This window comes from Leucothrix arctica, assembly GCF_003172895.1.
Taxonomy (GTDB): Bacteria; Pseudomonadota; Gammaproteobacteria; order Thiotrichales; family Thiotrichaceae; genus Leucothrix; species Leucothrix arctica.
Genome location: NZ_QGKL01000042.1, coordinates 483,532 through 499,861, shown reverse-complemented (window position 1 = coordinate 499,861; position 16,330 = coordinate 483,532). Strand labels below are relative to the sequence as shown.

17 protein-coding genes and 6 tRNA genes are annotated in these 16,330 nt (G+C 42.5%); 9 read left to right on the top strand and 14 right to left on the bottom strand.

All coding sequences use genetic code 11. The features are described 5' to 3' along the window. Window positions 1-36 precede the first annotated feature (36 nt). The 9 genes from DKT75_RS19435 to DKT75_RS19395 all read right to left on the bottom strand — a co-directional run bounded on the left by DKT75_RS19435 (window position 37) and on the right by DKT75_RS19395 (window position 3,104). Window positions 37-222: a hypothetical protein gene (locus DKT75_RS19435; RefSeq protein WP_109825934.1), complete on the bottom strand. Its 186-nt coding sequence runs from the start codon at window positions 220-222 to the stop codon at window positions 37-39. Window positions 223-272: 50 nt separating this feature from the next. Beyond that, window positions 273-1,127 (bottom strand): STAS/SEC14 domain-containing protein, encoded by an 855-nt coding sequence (locus tag DKT75_RS19430; protein ID WP_109825932.1) that lies wholly within the window; start codon window positions 1,125-1,127, stop codon window positions 273-275. Window positions 1,128-1,143: 16 nt separating this feature from the next. Beyond that, window positions 1,144-1,917 (bottom strand): zinc ribbon-containing protein, encoded by a 774-nt coding sequence (locus DKT75_RS19425; RefSeq protein WP_109825930.1) that lies wholly within the window; start codon window positions 1,915-1,917, stop codon window positions 1,144-1,146. 364 nt (window positions 1,918-2,281) lie between these two features. Continuing rightward, window positions 2,282-2,356, bottom strand: a tRNA-Gly gene (locus DKT75_RS19420). Between the two features lie 114 nt (window positions 2,357-2,470). Then, window positions 2,471-2,545 (bottom strand) — tRNA-Gly (locus tag DKT75_RS19415). A gap of 104 nt (window positions 2,546-2,649) precedes the next feature. Continuing rightward, window positions 2,650-2,736 (bottom strand) — tRNA-Leu (locus DKT75_RS19410). 29 nt (window positions 2,737-2,765) lie between these two features. Continuing rightward, a tRNA-Cys gene (locus tag DKT75_RS19405) sits at window positions 2,766-2,839 on the bottom strand. A 28-nt stretch (window positions 2,840-2,867) separates the two neighbouring features. Further along, window positions 2,868-2,942 (bottom strand) — tRNA-Gly (locus DKT75_RS19400). An 87-nt stretch (window positions 2,943-3,029) separates the two neighbouring features. Beyond that, a tRNA-Gly gene (locus DKT75_RS19395) sits at window positions 3,030-3,104 on the bottom strand. A 521-nt stretch (window positions 3,105-3,625) separates the two neighbouring features. On the opposite strand from DKT75_RS19395, the gene dksA reads away from it, so the two are divergent. Next, the gene (gene dksA / locus DKT75_RS19390; protein WP_170310687.1) at window positions 3,626-4,069 is read left to right on the top strand and encodes an RNA polymerase-binding protein DksA; all 444 of its coding nucleotides are present in this window, start codon (window positions 3,626-3,628) and stop codon (window positions 4,067-4,069) included. Between the two features lie 7 nt (window positions 4,070-4,076). On the opposite strand, the gene pgeF is transcribed toward dksA, so the two are convergent. Together pgeF and rluD are read right to left on the bottom strand one after the other, a co-directional pair. Then, window positions 4,077-4,820: a peptidoglycan editing factor PgeF gene (gene pgeF, locus DKT75_RS19385; protein WP_109825926.1), complete on the bottom strand. Its 744-nt coding sequence runs from the start codon at window positions 4,818-4,820 to the stop codon at window positions 4,077-4,079. Between the two features lie 3 nt (window positions 4,821-4,823). Then, window positions 4,824-5,786, bottom strand: coding sequence for a 23S rRNA pseudouridine(1911/1915/1917) synthase RluD (rluD, locus tag DKT75_RS19380; RefSeq protein ID WP_109825924.1), 963 nt, complete (start codon window positions 5,784-5,786; stop codon window positions 4,824-4,826). A 179-nt stretch (window positions 5,787-5,965) separates the two neighbouring features. Here rluD and DKT75_RS19375 point away from each other — a divergent pair, with 179 nt between their 5' ends. Further along, the gene (locus DKT75_RS19375; RefSeq protein ID WP_109825922.1) at window positions 5,966-6,754 is read left to right on the top strand and encodes an outer membrane protein assembly factor BamD; all 789 of its coding nucleotides are present in this window, start codon (window positions 5,966-5,968) and stop codon (window positions 6,752-6,754) included. 79 nt (window positions 6,755-6,833) lie between these two features. On the opposite strand, the gene radC is transcribed toward DKT75_RS19375, so the two are convergent. After that, complete coding sequence (gene radC, locus DKT75_RS19370) at window positions 6,834-7,505, bottom strand: RadC family protein (RefSeq protein WP_109825920.1); 672 nt, start codon at window positions 7,503-7,505, stop codon at window positions 6,834-6,836. Window positions 7,506-7,540: 35 nt separating this feature from the next. Here radC and coaBC point away from each other — a divergent pair, with 35 nt between their 5' ends. The 4 genes from coaBC to argB all read left to right on the top strand — a co-directional run bounded on the left by coaBC (window position 7,541) and on the right by argB (window position 11,623). Further along, complete coding sequence (coaBC, locus tag DKT75_RS19365) at window positions 7,541-8,776, top strand: bifunctional phosphopantothenoylcysteine decarboxylase/phosphopantothenate--cysteine ligase CoaBC (protein ID WP_109825918.1); 1,236 nt, start codon at window positions 7,541-7,543, stop codon at window positions 8,774-8,776. Beyond that, window positions 8,773-9,231 carry a dUTP diphosphatase gene (gene dut / locus DKT75_RS19360; protein ID WP_109825916.1) on the top strand — a complete coding sequence of 153 codons (459 nt, stop codon included), beginning with the start codon at window positions 8,773-8,775 and terminating at the stop codon, window positions 9,229-9,231. Before coaBC ends, dut begins: the two co-directional genes overlap by 4 nt. A gap of 61 nt (window positions 9,232-9,292) precedes the next feature. Further along, window positions 9,293-10,690, top strand: a complete 1,398-nt coding sequence (locus DKT75_RS19355; protein ID WP_109825914.1) for a phosphomannomutase/phosphoglucomutase — start codon at window positions 9,293-9,295, stop codon at window positions 10,688-10,690. A gap of 42 nt (window positions 10,691-10,732) precedes the next feature. Then, window positions 10,733-11,623, top strand: a complete 891-nt coding sequence (gene argB, locus DKT75_RS19350) for an acetylglutamate kinase (protein ID WP_109825912.1) — start codon at window positions 10,733-10,735, stop codon at window positions 11,621-11,623. 24 nt (window positions 11,624-11,647) lie between these two features. Here the strand turns inward: argB and DKT75_RS19345 are convergent, their stop codons facing one another. Beyond that, on the bottom strand, window positions 11,648-11,926 hold the full coding sequence (locus DKT75_RS19345; RefSeq protein WP_109825910.1) for a hypothetical protein: 279 nt from the start codon (window positions 11,924-11,926) through the stop codon (window positions 11,648-11,650). A gap of 89 nt (window positions 11,927-12,015) precedes the next feature. After that, a complete protein-coding gene (locus DKT75_RS19340; RefSeq protein WP_109825908.1) occupies window positions 12,016-13,617 on the bottom strand; it encodes a PQQ-dependent sugar dehydrogenase in 1,602 nt (533 codons plus the stop codon). A 93-nt stretch (window positions 13,618-13,710) separates the two neighbouring features. On the opposite strand from DKT75_RS19340, the gene DKT75_RS19335 reads away from it, so the two are divergent. The 3 genes from DKT75_RS19335 to creD all read left to right on the top strand — a co-directional run bounded on the left by DKT75_RS19335 (window position 13,711) and on the right by creD (window position 16,327). Continuing rightward, window positions 13,711-14,208: a disulfide bond formation protein B gene (locus tag DKT75_RS19335; RefSeq protein WP_109825906.1), complete on the top strand. Its 498-nt coding sequence runs from the start codon at window positions 13,711-13,713 to the stop codon at window positions 14,206-14,208. Window positions 14,209-14,257: 49 nt separating this feature from the next. After that, on the top strand, window positions 14,258-14,608 hold the full coding sequence (gene grxD / locus DKT75_RS19330) for a Grx4 family monothiol glutaredoxin (RefSeq protein WP_109825904.1): 351 nt from the start codon (window positions 14,258-14,260) through the stop codon (window positions 14,606-14,608). A 195-nt stretch (window positions 14,609-14,803) separates the two neighbouring features. Next, a complete protein-coding gene (creD, locus tag DKT75_RS19325) occupies window positions 14,804-16,327 on the top strand; it encodes a cell envelope integrity protein CreD (protein ID WP_109825902.1) in 1,524 nt (507 codons plus the stop codon). The last annotated feature ends 3 nt before the right edge of the window (window positions 16,328-16,330 follow it).

Genomic DNA, 16,330 nt, shown 5'->3' with positions numbered 1-16,330 from the left:
AAGGCTGAATGGAGTCAGCCGCTACACCTTCAGTGCTTAAGTTTTCTCTATTTCTAAAAGAGAGGTATGAATAGCTTTGAATATAAGTCTGTCGGCTTCTACAGGGTCATTTTCAGGCACATCCCAAGCCATAATTTCTCTATATCTTTCAACTAATTCGCTTAAATCTTTAGTGATCTTGTCCTGGTATCGGGCAATTTCTATATTCTGTACTTTGCTCATTTTAATTACCTATTGCGATTACCCGCTGTACATAGCTTAAGGGTAATAATTTAAAGGCTAGAATCAGGGATAGGAACGATTAATAACTCGCAGCGACTATGATTCTGAACGTAATGTGGTGTTGATAATGATAGCTTATCGATGCCCTTCTTCTTTTTAGCGCCAAAGACTACTAAGTCAGCTTTTTTCGTTGCCAAGAATGAGGTAATACTAAGGTCTTTCTCACCACCAAGTACTTGAGTTTCAATGGGGTAATCTATTTTCAAGTTGGCAACGAAGGCCACCATTTGAGACTCCGCACTCTCCATAAACTGTTGGTTCTGTTCTTTAAGACTTTCTGGAATGGTGTCGTACATCCCCATGTCATCATAAGGTGGGTAAGCAAGCATTTCGCGTGTTACGTTTAACAAAGTCACGGATGCTTTATAAGATTTTGCTAATTCAATGGCGCGTTTACAGGCGTGTATTGACTGTAAGGAAAAGTCGACGGCAACGACTATATGCTTATAAGGGCGTAGTTGTTCAGCGGCTTTTTGCATTTCTTGCTTTTCACGAAGCCAGTCCCAAGCATCTTGCAAATTCTCACGGTTAAAGTACTGAGACTTACCAAAGGGTAGGAATGGCTTAATCATCAAAACCATCCAATGTTCCCATGCTTTATCTCCAACGACTGCAATACGATCAAGTTCACTAAGGTGCTTGAGTGCAAATTTGAAGTCGTCTTTGGCTGCTTCTATCTCCCACCCTGAGAAATTATCGAACTCAAGTAGTAATGAAGCCTTCTGGAGCTTATTAATCTCATCTTCTAGCTGTGGAAGAAAACGCTGGTAGTCTTCATGAGTTAACTTACCCGATGCTCGAACAGCAATGATATTTTCATCAATTATGGGGATAAACTGCAGCATGGCCTACTCCTTGCTATTAAATGACTTTTTTATAGAGTCTATTAATCAATGACATCATTTCAGCATGGTGTTTTTTCATAGACTGATGTAATTCAGCGTGTTGACTATGTTCGTGCTTTTCTTGTTTATGCACTTCAATACTATCTTCATCAGCGTCTGCATAAACTTGGCTAGTGGGATCTTTTTCTGCCTTAGACATTACCTTTTCGTGGTCATGCTCGCTTGCGTCATGAGCCTGAACAACTTGAGCATGCTCATCTAAAGCATCGGAATACTTTTTAATTGCAACTTCAATGGCTTCTAATTGACTCTGTGCTTGAATACTTTCTTTTTTCCAAAGTGCGATTTCAGAAAGCCATAGCTTATGTTCTGAGTCCCACTGGCTGTGTTCCTGGTGGCTAGCGATGTGCTCGGCCGTAGTTAGTTCTTGAACCTGCTCATCAAGGTTTTTCTCAAAAGCCAATAATTGAGCAGTATTTGAATCCATGATGTTTAATAACTTATCCCAGATGGAGTCCGTTATATAAGCTGCATCGAGCTTTAGTTCTTCTTTATAGGATTCTTTGACCAGATTTAAGCCGTGACCAAGGTTTTGAAAGTCCTTTTTTAGTCCATGACTAATTTCTTGTACTTCTTCTTGGGTTAACTCTTCCCATTTGTCTAGCTTATATTCTGCTAGCTGAAATGCTTCTTGTAAGCTTTTTCCTTCTTTTACAACGAGCTCTTCAACCGCATCAACCAACTCTTGATACGCATTTTTAAAGTCTTTGTTTGGTTTTTTTGTACTCACGAGAACTCTCCATCATAAAATTATTAATCAATAACTTGATAATCGATGATACAGAGCTAATAAACCATTCGGTGTTATACGTAATTTTGTGTGGGAAGTACTTAGGTATGTAGTGATCTGGCTTAAGAAGTGAATGATTTGTGTAAGTTTTGAGGATTGTTGGCAGTGCTATGAATGAAGGAGTTAGAGGTAGCCAAAACTAGAATGAGTAGAGTTAACCAAAAGGAATAACAAATAAAGTGTGTTTGAAGAAGGAACAGGCAGGCAGACTAATTATGTAAAACTGAGAAGATATTTAGCAGAGATTAAAAATTGAATTTAGCATGATATTGGATAATTAGCCTACGAAAGAGGCTAAAGAACTTGGAGCGGGAAAGGAGATTCGAACTCCCGACCCCAACCTTGGCAAGGTTGTGCTCTACCACTGAGCTATTCCCGCAACAAAAAAACATGGTATTTGAAACTGACTTAAGTCAAATCATATGCAATAAAAAATCTCTATAGTAAAGACTACAGAAGCAAGTTTTGTTGAAATATGATTATTTATTAAGAATGGAGCGGGAAAGGAGATTCGAACTCCCGACCCCAACCTTGGCAAGGTTATGCTCTACCACTGAGCTATTCCCGCAACAAAAAAACGTGGTATTTATTCTGTAGAACTCTTATTTTATTCCAAATAGGAATCAATTAGAATTCTACAAAATCGTATGTATATGAACTACATACTAAATATGGTGCCCTGGGCCGGAATCGAACCGGCACGCCCGTTAAGGCGAGGGATTTTAAGTCCCTTGCGTCTACCAATTTCGCCACCAGGGCAGGTGACATACAATTAATATCTCTATATGTGGAGGCTAGACCCGGAATCGAACCGGGGTTGACGGATTTGCAATCCGCTACATCACCACTCTGTCATCCAGCCAAAAAACTTCCTAACAAAGATATAAATTTGGAGCGGGAAACGAGATTCGAACTCGCGACCCCAACCTTGGCAAGGTTGTGCTCTACCACTGAGCTATTCCCGCAACTGTACTACGTGGTATATATATATTCTTGTAATACGTATCTACTATGTGTGGTAACTCAAAGTAAATCATAAAACCTATCATCTCTGGAGCGGGAAACGAGATTCGAACTCGCGACCCCAACCTTGGCAAGGTTGTGCTCTACCACTGAGCTATTCCCGCGTCGAGGTGGCGTATATTACGAATGCATCCCTACTCTGTCAACTGCTCATATTACTTTTTTTAAAAAAGATTCGGTTGAACATAAAAATCACATCTTGGAACTTTAATGAGCGTTAGTGACACTAAGGTGCTATCGGGTCAAAATGAGTCCCGTCATACTTATATGAGTAACTTTAAATATAATCCGCTCATATGACTTTCTTGGTGTGGTTTTAATTGCCATTGAGCAGTACAACTATGTCGTTTATCAAAATAACTCAGTTCGTTAACACAAATATTCGTTATGGTGTTTTATTAGACCATTGATAATATTTTGAACATATTGAGATTTTTATGGTTAGGTTAGTGATACAAAATTAATGGATTTTAATCGCAATAATTAATATCACAGTAATCAAAGCTTTACGTGGTAAGAAAATAAGCTATAATCCCCGCGCCTTTTATCGGCTTTTTAGATGAAGGTTACAAGGGACAATAAAGTTTATAAAGTACCCCTTCAATACTCTTAGATGGATTTAGCAATGACAGCACAAATTACTCGCAAATCTGCACTTCCCGTTGACGGCATCGAGCCATATGTTTCCACCGAAGGTGAGGAATACATGAATGATGACCAACTAGCACACTTTAGAGCTATTTTAGCCAAGTGGAGTGAGTCTTTAGTCCAGGAAGTGAATCGTACTGTAGGTCACATGCAAGAAGATGCTAGCAACTTCTCCGACCCTGCTGATAGAGCTACACAAGAAGAAGAGTTCACTCTTGAACTACGCGCACGTGATCGTGAACGTAAACTTATCAGAAAAATTGAAAAGACTATTGCTCGCGTAGATGCTGATGACTATGGCTTCTGTGACGCTTGCGGTATTGAGATTGGCTTACAACGTCTTGAAGTTCGCCCAACGGCTGAGCTTTGCATTGACTGTAAAGCAACTCAAGAAATTAAAGAAAGACAAATCGCTAACTAATAACTGGCTAAGTACGCCAGATTAACGAAGCCATCCTACCGGTTCGAGACTCGCGCCGGTAGGAATAAAACTCTGTATCCTCACTGTAGGTGCAGCGACCTCCCCCGTATACATTTTCTACTGGTATCTTAGAGTGCTTAAAGCGTATTAGCGCTAACTTATAGATATCCGCTAGCCACTTTCCGCTTGCTTGTGCTTTAAAGGCTTCTGTAGACTCTGAGTGTTGAGCGATAAAAACGTCTCTTACTTCACTACCCACTTCAAAAGCATCTGGCCCAATAGCTGCACCCATCCATATCAGGATGTCTTGAGGTTTACTGGTCATTTCTGCAATGGTTGCTTCTAATACACCAGACGCCAAACCACGCCAGCCAGCATGTGCTGCCGCAATTACGGTGCCTTGCTTGTCGCAAAATAGCACCGGCAGACAATCGGCGGTCATGATGCTACAGACATCGTTTTGGTGTTTGCCTACTATTGCATCGGCTACGTCAGTGCTTTTCGCACTGCTGCAGCTGGCAACGTTAATGCCATGGACTTGGCTTAGCCAAGCTGGCTGTTGCGGTAGAGATAGGTCGACTGCGAGTTGCTTGCGGTTTGTTTGGACGGCTTCGGGGTCATCATCAACATGATCCCCTAAATTTAGACCGTCGAATGGTGGCAAGCTAACGCCACCATGACGGGTTGTCATTACTGCTTTAATATTATCAGGTGCAGGCCAATCAGGATAAATGAAAGCACTTCTACTCATGCTTTAAGCTTCTTGTTCTTCTGGCTTAGACAGAATAGCTAAAAGTTCTTTCATGTCATCTGGCATTTCACATTCGACACTTAATTCTTCACCTGTAATTGGGTGGTTAAGTGTCAGCTTTGCAGCATGAAGTGCTTGTCGTGGGAACTTTCTAAGTGCATCACACTTTTCTTGACTCAAGCCGCTTGGGATACGTAACCGTCCACCATAAGTCTTATCACCCACTAAAGGACGGTGAATAGATGCCATGTGCACACGAATCTGATGAGTACGACCTGTTTCTAAGTGAACTCGTAATAAAGCGTGCTTAACCATGCGTTGTTCAATACGGTAGTGCGTGACTGCCCACTTGCCACCATCATTTAAAACAGCCATTTTTTTACGTTCACGAGGATGGCGACCCATAAAGCCTTCAATGGTCGAACCAGCAATCAACTCGCCACATACTAAAGCTTGGTATTCACGACTGATCTCACGCGCTTGAAGTGCTTCAACGAGTGCGTTGTGTGCGCGCAAGTCTTTTGCAACCATCATCAAGCCAGTGGTGTCTTTATCCAAGCGATGAACGATACCGGCACGCGGCAACTCATTTTGAGTGTCGTTATGCGCTAAAAGCCCATTCATTAATGTCCCACTCCAGTTACCTGCCGCTGGGTGAACAACTAAACCTGCTGGTTTGTTGAGAATTAATAAATATTCATCTTCGTAACGGATATCCAATGTTATATTTTCAGGCTCAAAGTCTGAACGTTGGATTGGGGTTGTTCGAACGATGATGTGCTCGCCACCTTTAAGCTTTTCTTTAGGCGCAAGTACTTTTCCATCGACTAAGATGTCGCCGGCTTTCAACCATTTTTGTAGCTGGCTACGAGAATACTCATTACAGAGTTCCCCTAAAATCTTGTCAACACGCTGGTTGAAACAAGCTTCGGGTACGGTATATTCAAAAATTTCCACGTCTGACATTGATGCTCTATAATCACTTTGCTATTTAATGATAGGGATTATACGGTATATCATCCGCTGCATGTCGTAATTCGGTTCACTTGCGGTGTATAATTATTAATTACAAGTTGACAGGGGCTATGCAATCACGATTTTTAAGCATGTTCCCACCAATAATCATAATTAAGAGTCACAGAACTATGAAACGATGGAAACTATTAGCAGTCGCATCTTTGGCCATAAGCCTAAGTGCATGTTCTATGTTGAGTCAGAAGGCTGAAAAAGATACAACTAAGACCGCTGCTGTGGAAACAAACGAAAGCGCTGAGTCTTTATTGAAAAAAGGACGTGCGAATTCGGCAAGTGGTCAGTACGAAGAAGCCATTAAAAACTTTGAAACACTTGAAGCTCGTTATCCTTTGGGTAAGTTTGCAGAGCAAGCAATGATTGAATCGGCTTATGCTTATTACAAGTTTGATGAGCCTGATACTGCGCTAGATACAATTGATCGTTTCTCACGTATGTACCCCCGTAGTGCCCGTACAGATTATGCGCTTTATCTTCGTGGCTTAGTCAACTTTAACCGTGGTGGAAGCATTTTAGACAAAGTTTTCCCTCGTAGCTTCTCTGACTTAGACGCTGTTCGTAAAAAGGAAGCGTTCCATGACTTCCAAAAACTACTAACACGCCATGCTGACAGTAAGTACGCACCAGATGCTGCTAAGCGTATGGGTTACTTACGAAATAGTTTGGGTGAAAGTGAAGCGAATGTTGCTAAGCACTATATGAAGCGTGGTGCTTACCTTGCTGCTTATAACCGTGCAGAGTACACAATCAAACATCATCAAGGCACACCAGCGATCTTGGATGCTTTGAAAGTTAAGGTTTGTGCGGCTCGTGCGTTAAAGCGTGAGAAGCTAGCAAGCGATACGATGCGTATTATTCAGCTTAACTTCCCTGAAAATACTAAGTTTGGTTGCAGCTACTAAGTGTAACTAAATAGAGTATAAAAAAAGGCCGCTAATCTTCCGATTAAGCGGCCTTTTTTGTATAGATATTACAAGCGCTTTACAAGTAGCCTCGTTCAGCGAATGACACTACTTCGTCGCCTACTATGATGTGATCAAGTACCCTGACATCAAGCATGCTCAGCGCTTCTTTCAATTTATCAGTAATGCGATGATCAGCTTGACTAGGCTCAGCAACACCACTCGGATGATTATGAGCGAATATCACTGCCGCAGCATTGTGGTGAATCGTCCGACGAATCACTTCTCTAGGGTGAACACTCGCGCTATCGATTGTTCCGCGAAATAACTCTTCGTATTCAATCACACGGTGTTTGTTATCTAAAAACAAGCAGGCAAAGACTTCATAGGGGTAGCTACGGAGTCGGTGTTGCAGGTACTGCCGTACAGAACTCACGTCAGTTAATGCATCTCCGCGCTTTATATCTTCTTCGAGATAGCGGCGACTCATTTCAACCACCGCCTTTAGTTGTACGTATTTAGCTTGTCCGAGTCCTTTGCTTTCGCAAAACTGACTTTCACTTGATGATAGTAACTCTCTTAAACCACCTGCATCATCTAAAATGTCTCTTGCTAAATCGACGGCTGTTTTACCCTTGATCCCAGTTCGCAAGAAGATTGCTAGCAACTCAGAGTCAGATAAAGACTCAGGGCCTCGGGCCAGTAGTTTTTCTCGGGGACGGTCTTCTACAGCCCAGTCGGTAATTGCCATGGAGTTATCCTACTTATTTTTGTTATCATGGCAGTATGAACATACTCACTAATAAAAACATACTTGTTGGGATAAGTGGTGGAATAGCTGCTTATAAAACTGCCGAATTAGTCCGCTTATTTAAAAAGGCCGAGGCCAATGTCAGAGTCTGTATGACTGCTGGTGCGTGTGAGTTTATTACACCATTAACCATGCAGGCCTTATCGGGGAACATTGTTCATACCGGACTATTAGACCCTGAAGCTGAGGCTGGCATGGGTCATATCGAGTTAGCTCGTTGGGCTGATGTCATCGTGATTGCACCTGCAACGGCCAATACGATGGCAAAACTTGTCGTAGGTATGGCTGATAACTTGTTAACGACGGTCGTCCTAGCAAGTAAAGCTGACTTACTGATTGCACCTGCAATGAATCAACAAATGTGGGCTCACCCTGCTACCCAAGAAAATGTTTCTAAACTAGCGTCACGTCATAGCTTATTAGGACCTGCTGCGGGTGAACAAGCCTGTGGTGATGTGGGTTATGGTCGTATGCTGGAGCCACAAGCAATATTTGAAGCGGTTACAACGCATTTTACTAGCAATAGTGAAAACAAACAGTTGGATCAAAAACTTGCTGGTCATCAAGTCCTTATTACCGCTGGCCCTACTCGCGAACCGCTTGACCCTGTACGTTACCTTACAAACCGCAGTTCAGGTAAGATGGGATACGCTATTGCAGAAGCCGCTCAGAAAATGGGTGCTGATGTTGTTTTAGTATCAGGCCCGACGAATTTGGATTGCCCCGACCAAATTTCATGTATTCGTGTTGAAACGGCTGAAGAGATGCTTAAAGCAGTCAGTGCAGAAGCGTCAAAAAGTACTATATTTATATCGGCAGCTGCCGTTGCAGACTATCGCTTAAAAGAAGTCGCGACTAAAAAGATGAAAAAGCAAGGTTCTTCATTACATTTAGAGCTTGAGCAAAACCCAGATATTTTAGCGACAACCAGTAAAGCGAACCCTGACCTATTTACCGTAGGCTTTGCCGCAGAAACCAATGACGTCATTGAGTACGCGATGGGCAAACTTAAGCGCAAACAGTTAAATATGATTGTTGCGAATCAAGTTGGCGGTGGTAAAGGCTTTGATAAAGATAGTAATCAGGTCGACATTTTAACCGACGGTGGTGATCACATATCATTGCCTGAAACCAGCAAGCAACAACTTGCCTTCGACATACTCGATGTAGTGTGTCAGTTTTATTCTAAGGATCAATCGAACAAATCATGACTGCACTAATAGATTATAAAATTCTAGACCCTCGCATTGGCGACTCTATTCCTTTACCACACTACGCAACCGATGGTTCTGCGGGTATGGACTTGCGTGCTTGCATAGACGGCAGTTTGACGATTGAACCTGGGCAAACTGAATTGATACCAACTGGTATCGCTATTCACATCGGTGATCCTAGTATTGCCGCAACGATATTACCTCGTTCTGGTTTGGGTCATAAGCACGGTTTGGTTTTAGGTAACTTAGTTGGTTTGATTGACTCTGATTATCAAGGGCAGCTGTTTATATCTTGCTGGAACCGTAGTGACACTGCATACACAATTGAGTCTGGCGATCGTATTGCTCAATTGGTTTTTGTACCTGTTTTGCAAGTACAGCTTAATGCAGTTGAAGACTTTAATAATACAGATCGAGGAACGGGTGGCTTTGGTCACTCAGGCAAGCAGTAAAAAACTGCCTGCAACATAATTATAACAACAAGCAGTATCCTTCCCCCTGAGGATTTAAATAATGACAAAGCCAATGCCTATGCAGCCCGAGATTTTTCGTGCCTATGATATCCGTGGAAAAGTAAACGAAGAGTTCTTTCCACCGAATGCCTATGATATTGGTTTAGTGATTGGCTCTAAGCTGCTTGCTCAAGGTCGCAACCAAATTTTATTGGGTCGCGACGGTCGATTAAGTAGCCCTGAAATTAAGCAGTTTTTACTGTCAGGGCTACTCGATTCAGGATGCGATGTTATCGACCTTGGGTTAACCCCCACACCTGTGGCTTACTTCGCACTTCAACAGCTTTCCGTACCTGACGCGGTTATCGTTACTGCAAGTCACAATCCCGGCCATTACAACGGCATCAAGATGGTTGTTAATAATTGTCCGCTATCTAAAGATGAAATTCGTGCGATATATGAGGCTATTGAAGAAGAGCGTTACGCTAAAAATGACGTACAGGGGAAGTGTACGGTTTATGACGATATTTTAACGGACTTTACGGCAGCTATAGTTAAAGACGTTAAGCTTGAAAAGCCACTGCGCATTGCGATTGATTGTGGAAATGGTGTGACTTCCCTACTCGCTGAGTCACTATTTAGTCAGCTGGGTTGCGAAGTATTCCCACTTTACTGTGAGTTGGATGGTAACTTCCCTAATCACTCGCCAGACCCGACTGATCCTGAAAACCTTAAAGCACTACAAAAGCTAGTGATTGATAACAAGCTAGACATTGGTATCGCGTTTGATGGCGATGGTGACCGTGTCATTGCCGTTGATTGTAATGGCAAAATACTCTGGCCAGATCGCATTATGATTTTGTTGGCAGAGCAAATATTGCAGCAAAATAAAAATGCGACGGTAGTCTGTGACATAAAGTGCAGCTACCTACTAAAAAATAGCGTTGAAGCGGCTGGAGGCACGATTGCATTGTGTCCTACCGGTCACTCTCACCTAAAACGTATGACTCGCGAAACGGGTGCAATACTTGGTGGCGAGTTTAGCGGTCATATCATTTTGCGTGATCGTTGGTCTTGTCATGACGATGGTTTATACGCAGCTGCTCGTTTGTTAGAGACACTATCTTCACGTAAAGAGTCATGTACTGAGATTTTCGCTAATATCCCTGATAGTTTCAGCACACCTGAATATCGAATCCCTCAAGCTTGTCACGCTACATCTGTCTCTCAACTTGAAGCACTTATGGATAATGCCGAGTTTCCTGGTGCTAGTTTATGCTTAATTGATGGCATGAGAGTGGACTACAGTGATGGTTGGGGTTTAATGCGGACTTCTAATACGAGCCCAGATTTAACCTTTCGCTTCGAAGCAGAGTCAGAGCCACGTTTAGAAACAATCAAAGCTCTTTTCCGTCGTTTGCTACGAGATACAGGAATAAAGGCTGATTTGCCTTTCTGATTACGACATAATATCCATTTTACGTTTTTCGAACACTTTCCCATGACTGACACAAACACGCAAAATGATATCGGCAGCCTTCTAACTGAAGCACTTCCTTACATTCAACGCTACTCAGGCAAAACTATCGTCATAAAGTATGGCGGTAATGCAATGACTGACCCTGAATTAGAGCGCAGCTTTGCTAAAGATGTCGTGCTGCTTAAGCAGGTGGGTTTGAACCCAGTTATTGTTCACGGTGGTGGGCCTCAAATAGGCAAAGTGCTTGAGCAAATTGGTAAAGAAAGTCACTTCATTGACGGTATGCGTGTGACTGATACTGAGACTATGGACGTTGTTCAGATGGTGTTAGGTGGCCTTGTGAATAAAGGCATCGTAAGTCTGATTAGTCAGGCGGGTGGTAAAGCGGTTGGTCTTACGGGTAAAGACGGTAACCTTATTCGTGCTAAGAAATTACAGTTAGAAAAGAAAGCCGAAGCTAACCAACCTTCCGAAATTATTGATTTAGGTCACGTGGGCGAGATTGAATCGATAAACACTTCAATCATCAAAGTACTAGAAAATGAATCATTCATTCCAGTGATTGCGCCTGTTGGCTTAGGTGCTGATGGTGAGTCTTACAATATCAACGCTGACATTGTTGCAGGGAAAATAGCATCTGCTTTGGGCGCTGAGCGCTTATTGCTACTGACCAACACGTCTGGTGTGTTAAACAAGCAAGACGAGTTACTCACTGGTTTAAACACCAAAGACATTCAAGCGCTAATCGACGATGGCACAATCCAAGGTGGCATGTTACCTAAAGTGGCTTGCGCGCTAGATGCAGCAACAGAGGGCACAGGTTCTGCTTGTATAATTGATGGCCGTGTTAAGCACGCTGTACTTTTAGAGTTACTGACTGATAAAGGCATTGGTACGCTTATACATAGGTAAGTACCTAGCCAAGTAAGTAAAGAATTATATAGCCAATGCCCGATAATTGATTTCGGGTGTTTGGCTTGCTTCTTGTGATTTGTCCATTTTTAATGGCTTCCCTTTGATAACCTTTACTGCGTTAAACCTTCCAGCATTTGGGCTCCAAATTAAATCATAAGACATAGGTTGCTTTAGCACGACACGCTCAACCGAGCTTGCATCTACAAATCTAAGCTCTTTAGTAAACGAACCGTGTGAGCCAGCATACACAGCGCTAGGTAACGCAATCAAAAGTACAAGATGGGGTAAACGAAGTTTCATAAGTACCTCCAGAGTTTTATTGGATTAAGTTTTATTTTGAAATAATTCTTACATGCAATTAGACGCTGAGCCAGTATTTTTACAAAAACTTACAGATGTGTAAGCCACTCCTTTATTGCTTCAGTTTCTTCTTTTAGTAACGATGAATTGGGTGGCATTGGACGCATTGGTGAGTGAAATACACGATTTTCGATCAATCGTTTACCATCATTTTTCACCAGCCATGTAGTGGGTACCTTCATGTCTTTAACGGTAGAGGATAAGTCATGGCAGGCTTGGCAGCGCTTTAATAATACTTTTGCAGCGTTCGTGTCAGATACTTTTGCAAAGAATTTATCGAGTGATGTATCTGGCGTTTTATCTTTAACCTCTTTGTATGCTTTACCTTTAGCGACACGTAACAATGCTTTGTTTACATCATCGAGCACCCAAATCGAACCATCCTCTGCCACTGTCATACCTGCAGGTCTTCCGCTTGGTCTAATGTTAGGTACTGAGTTTGATTGGCTAATAACTTCATGTGCTTGAGCAATGTTTTTTATGTCGCTAGGGTATGGTGTTTTTAGAAACGGTACATTTCTGCCGAGATTTTCGCTTTCACTCTTGTCTATGAAGTAGTGTGCTTTCTCAGCGCGTATCGGAAGACCTTTTGGGTCAACTTTATAACTCACTAAGCGATGCCCCGTTGCGCGGTAGCCATGCCAGCTCAACAACAAGCTTCCCTTTAGCGACTCAAACATACTACCGTCGTAATAGCGCATGTCTAAAGGTGCAGCATGCGCAGGTAGCACAATCCACGGTTGTTTGTGTTGTTTAGGGTCACTACAGATTTTGCCACCATGAGTAGGCCAAAGTGGGTTGATTTTTTGGTTGTCATAACAGTATGGCCAGCCGTAAAAGCGCCCTTCTTCTATCTCATTAATTTCTTCAAATGGATTATGCAACCCGGGTAAATCAATGCTGTTCTCCGCTTGTAGTAAAGTGCCGCTCTTATGACTTGCTAGTGCCATGGAGTTACGAAGCCCTGTGGCTAACACTTCATAATCCCTGCCCCATAAGTTTGCTTCACTTATATAGTAATAGCGTCTAAGTCCCGCGTGGGTCGTTAGACTGTCATTAACAGAGGAGCAATACACTTCCCGTGCATCCTCTTTACATTGATCGCTTGGTGCGCCGATATTAACGATTAAATTATTGTCATGATCAAAGATGAAGTGACTTAATGGGTGACTGTGGTTTACCGCGTCAGGTAGGTTTTCAATGACCGTTTCAACGCCCACTGCTTTTCGGTTTTTTAAGCTAAAACGAAAGATACGATCAGTTTCTCCGACATAAAATAGACCATTTGGACCGACTTGTAGTCCATGGGGTAGTTTTAAATCACTTAACAGTGCAACGAGCGTTGCAGGTTTATCTGCTGTATCAAGTAGCCAAACAGTGCCCTTTCCTCTTTTCCAGCCCCCCATATCCGTCACAATGAACTGCTTTGTGCCCGCTACTTGCACAATGCGTCGTGGCTTCACCCATTTAATAGTGTCACTTTCTTGCGCAACAACACCCACACAAACACCTTCCATTGTTCCTATATTGGCTTGCGGAAAGCCATCGCAAAACTCAGCACTAACTGGGTAGCTGTTGGCGGTTGAAATAGATGGAAACAGAAGGCAAATGAGGCTGAAAAAATATTTCATGGGCTTATCATGTACTGGCAATAGTGTTAACTGTAGTCTACAGTCTTAACCCTGTTCAACCCCACCTTTAAACAAACTGATACTCAAATAAATATGACTAATCAACACAGTATTCGTCCGATGTTTTTGATCGGCTTCTTGATTTGCCTAGCGATGACCGGCGTTGCTTTGTACGGGCAATATGTTATGTATTTAGACCCTTGCCCACTGTGTATTTTCCAGCGTGTTGCTGTGATGGTACTAGGTGTTATCTTCTTACTCGGTTTCCTTCACAACCCTTCGTCTAGTTTTGGTCGTCGTGGTTATGGTCAGTTAACGATTATCGCAGCATTATCTGGTGCCGCTATTGCTGCTCGCCATATTTGGTTGCAACATTTGCCGCCTGAAAAAGTCCCTGCATGTGGCCCTGGTTTGTCATATTGGCTAGATAACATGCCGTTCACCTCTGTACTGAGTAAAGTATTTGAAGGCTCTGGCGAGTGTGCTGAAGTACAGCTTAGAACCTTTGGTTTAAGCATTCCAGAATGGACATTAGTAGCATTTGTTATGTTTGCGCTTTACGGCCTTAAAGTTCTCATCAAAGGGCGTTAAGAAGTGCTACAATCCTGCCATTGTTGATTTACGTTAAGAGGAATATTCCATGGATGTTATGGATAGAATTAAGAGTGCTGTTGAAGAGAACCCAGTAATCATTTTCATGAAGGGCTCTCCAAAGCTTCCACAGTGTGGTTTTTCAAGCCGTGCTGCTCAAGCGCTAATGTCTTGCGGTGAAGAGTTTGCTTATGTAGACATCATTCAAGACGGTGAAATCTTCCAAAACCTACCACGTTTTGCTGATTGGCCAACATTCCCACAGATCTATGTTGATGGCGAGCTAATTGGTGGCTGTGATATCACGTTAGAGATGTTTGAGAGTGGCGAGCTAGCAACAGCGATTGTAGCTGCACGCACTAAAGCAGGTTTGCCAACGGGCGAGTCTGATAAAAGCTAAGTGCTTTTGCGTTAAGATTTAAAAAAAGCCTCGTTATTTACGGGGCTTTTTCATTTGAAATATTCAAAACTCCTTCCTATATTTTGTGCTACCTATATCTCCGTAGTATCTGCACAATTTCTGCAAACCTCCCCCATTACTAAACCATATGTGACTTTTAAACTGTCCCTAATAATTACTTAGGAGTGTTTTCACATGGAAATAATATTTGGTCTATTAGGCATCATTATATTAGCTGGAATTGTCGTCGGCAGTCTGATGTTACTGCTATTTTTTGCTAAAAAAATGGGGCTTATTCCGGAGACGCTCAACCTATCTTCGCGAGGGAGTAAAGTTGCTCCTTTGTTTCGTCAGTTAGGTGAGTCTTTAGTGACACGCTTTGCCCTAGTCGCGTTACTGAGTCTCTTGATGGCTATTCCATTGAATATGGTTGAAGACGTCGTGAATGATCGTTCAGCCTTGCACAACTCAGTATTAAACGACATCGCTAACACTTGGGGTAAGCAACAACAGCTGTCTGGCCCAGCTTTATTAATTCCTTATACCGAAAAATATATCACGGAGAGTATATTGACGGATAAGGATGGTAACGAACGTAAGGTCAATAAAACCCACTTTGAACAGCGTACTGCAATCGTATTGCCAGAGATCCTTGATATTAGTGCCAACTTGCAAGGTCACGAGCGTGCACGAAGTATCTATAAAGCCTTGGTGTACAGTGCAGATCTAAACATTAAAGGCCACTTTAAACGTCCAAAGATCAATAGCCTTTCAAATCATATTGATACCATTCACTGGGATAAAGCATGGTTCGTTTTGGGTATATCAGACACACGTGCGATTAATACCGTCTCCCCTCTACGTTGGGCTGAACAGTCAGTCGACTTTGAGCCTGGTACGAAAATTACCGACTTAATCACACAAGGCTTTCATGCGCCATTAACGTTAAATGATAGTCAGCAGATATTCTCCTACTCGCTCGATATTAATTTGAACGGAAGCAACGGCTTCTACTTCGAGCCTTTCGCTAAACAGACGGATGTCAAAATCACTTCTGACTGGCCGCATCCGAGCTTTCAAGGCAGTGTCTTACCGTCAGAAAGAACCATTACGGATGAAGGATTTGAAGCCAGTTGGTCGGTGCCTAATCTAGCCCGTAATTATCCGCAGCTTTGGACCGCAGAGACGCAAAATTTTAATATTCATGAGTTTCGTGCAGGTGTGAATTTATTTGAGCCGGTGTCTTTGTATTCACAAATTACACGTACTATTAAATACGGCATTTTGTTTATTGCACTGACCTACACCACCTTTGTGATATTTGAGCTAGGCATCAAGCGCCGCTTACACTTTGTTCAATATGGCATTATAGGGCTAGGTTTGAGTCTCTTTTACTTAAGCTTACTGGCACTCGCGGAGCATGTTAGTTTTGCTCTTGCCTACGTGTCTGCTGCGACTCTGATTAGTGCCATGATCAGTTTATACGCTTACTCTGCGGTCAAAAGCATATCTCGTGCTGTTTTAGTCTTTTTATTACTTGCTGGACTGTACAAGATTTTGTATTCACTGCTTAAGTTAGAAGATTATGCGTTGCTGGTAGGTACGTTGCTGTTGTTAGTGATATTAGGTGTACTGATGTTTTTCACCCGACACATTGGCGCTCAAAGTACTGACGTAGAAAAAGGTGTTGCGGAAAGTGATGGCTCTGAAGCGGTTTAATCA

Bases quoted from the DNA above. Each gene is read 5' to 3' on its own strand.
- DKT75_RS19375 (WP_109825922.1), top strand. From the start codon at position 5,966: ATGAAACGATGGAAACTATTAGCAGTCGCATCTTTGGCCATAAGCCTA.
- dksA (WP_170310687.1), top strand. From the start codon at position 3,626: ATGACAGCACAAATTACTCGCAAATCTGCACTTCCCGTTGACGGCATC.
- DKT75_RS19430 (WP_109825932.1), bottom strand. From the start codon at position 1,127: ATGCTGCAGTTTATCCCCATAATTGATGAAAATATCATTGCTGTTCGA.
- DKT75_RS19340 (WP_109825908.1), bottom strand. From the start codon at position 13,617: ATGAAATATTTTTTCAGCCTCATTTGCCTTCTGTTTCCATCTATTTCA.
- dut (WP_109825916.1), top strand. From the start codon at position 8,773: ATGACTGCACTAATAGATTATAAAATTCTAGACCCTCGCATTGGCGAC.
- DKT75_RS19435 (WP_109825934.1), bottom strand. From the start codon at position 222: ATGAGCAAAGTACAGAATATAGAAATTGCCCGATACCAGGACAAGATC.
- pgeF (WP_109825926.1), bottom strand. From the start codon at position 4,820: ATGAGTAGAAGTGCTTTCATTTATCCTGATTGGCCTGCACCTGATAAT.
- DKT75_RS19335 (WP_109825906.1), top strand. From the start codon at position 13,711: ATGACTAATCAACACAGTATTCGTCCGATGTTTTTGATCGGCTTCTTG.
- coaBC (WP_109825918.1), top strand. From the start codon at position 7,541: ATGAACATACTCACTAATAAAAACATACTTGTTGGGATAAGTGGTGGA.
- DKT75_RS19355 (WP_109825914.1), top strand. From the start codon at position 9,293: ATGACAAAGCCAATGCCTATGCAGCCCGAGATTTTTCGTGCCTATGAT.
- rluD (WP_109825924.1), bottom strand. From the start codon at position 5,786: ATGTCAGACGTGGAAATTTTTGAATATACCGTACCCGAAGCTTGTTTC.
- argB (WP_109825912.1), top strand. From the start codon at position 10,733: ATGACTGACACAAACACGCAAAATGATATCGGCAGCCTTCTAACTGAA.
- DKT75_RS19345 (WP_109825910.1), bottom strand. From the start codon at position 11,926: ATGAAACTTCGTTTACCCCATCTTGTACTTTTGATTGCGTTACCTAGC.
- creD (WP_109825902.1), top strand. From the start codon at position 14,804: ATGGAAATAATATTTGGTCTATTAGGCATCATTATATTAGCTGGAATT.
- radC (WP_109825920.1), bottom strand. From the start codon at position 7,505: ATGGCAATTACCGACTGGGCTGTAGAAGACCGTCCCCGAGAAAAACTA.
- grxD (WP_109825904.1), top strand. From the start codon at position 14,258: ATGGATGTTATGGATAGAATTAAGAGTGCTGTTGAAGAGAACCCAGTA.